The sequence below is a fragment of the Buttiauxella brennerae ATCC 51605 genome (assembly GCF_001654925.1).
In the GTDB taxonomy this organism is placed as follows: Bacteria; Pseudomonadota; Gammaproteobacteria; order Enterobacterales; family Enterobacteriaceae; genus Buttiauxella; species Buttiauxella brennerae.
The window spans coordinates 1-673 of the sequence record NZ_LXER01000055.1 but is presented as its reverse complement, the minus strand read 5'-3'; the positions used below and the strand labels follow the sequence as shown (position 1 = coordinate 673).

The 673-nt window shown below is 51.7% G+C and carries 1 protein-coding gene and 1 pseudogene; one reads left to right on the top strand and one right to left on the bottom strand.

From position 1 onward, the window contains the following. A pseudogene (rpmE, locus tag M975_RS22645) lies at positions 1-218 on the bottom strand (50S ribosomal protein L31); the annotation flags it as partial. A 208-nt stretch (positions 219-426) separates the two neighbouring features. On the opposite strand from rpmE, the gene M975_RS21950 reads away from it, so the two are divergent. After that, positions 427-673, top strand: a 247-nt coding sequence (locus M975_RS21950; protein WP_483413591.1) for a primosomal protein N' family DNA-binding protein, incomplete at its 3' end; no start/stop codon positions are given.

The following is a 673-nucleotide window of genomic DNA, read 5'->3' as shown; positions in this document are numbered from 1 at the left end:
AAACTTATTTTTCGCGCCTGGTACGCTGAAGCGCTTGTTAAAGCGGTCAACGCGGCCACCGGTAGCAACATCACGCTGCTTGCCAGTGTAGAACGGGTGGCATTCGCCACATACGTCCAGGTTCAGATCATGACCCACGGTAGAGCGAATCTTGATAAATTACCGCAAGAGCAGTTTGCAGTAATTTCTTCGTATTTAGGATGGATATCTTTTTTCATGGTAAACCTCGGTATAAGGCCGCGCCGCTCTTCCAGCCCTAACGCCAGACACCGCGCGAAGTTGATAAATTAGGTTTTTTGACACCAAAAACTGCGCATCAAAGGCGGCGAATCATACAGAAATTACTCAGCCGGTGCAAACTGATCCGCAATTTTGCAAGCACACAGTGTACACTAATACGTCATTTTTTTCAGCCTGGATGCTTTCATGCCCGTAGCCCACGTTGCACTGCCGGTTCCGCTGGCCCGTACCTTCGACTATCTGCTGCCAGAAGGCGTACAGGTTAGCGCAGGCTGCCGCGTTCAGGTACCGTTTGGTAAGCAACGCGAAGCTGTCGGTATCGTCATGTCGGTCAGCCAGTCGAGCGATCTTCCGCTCGAAAAACTCAAACCCGTTGGCGAAGTGCTTGATGGCCGTTCGCTCTTCACGCCGTCACTCTGGCGCGTGTTGCTAT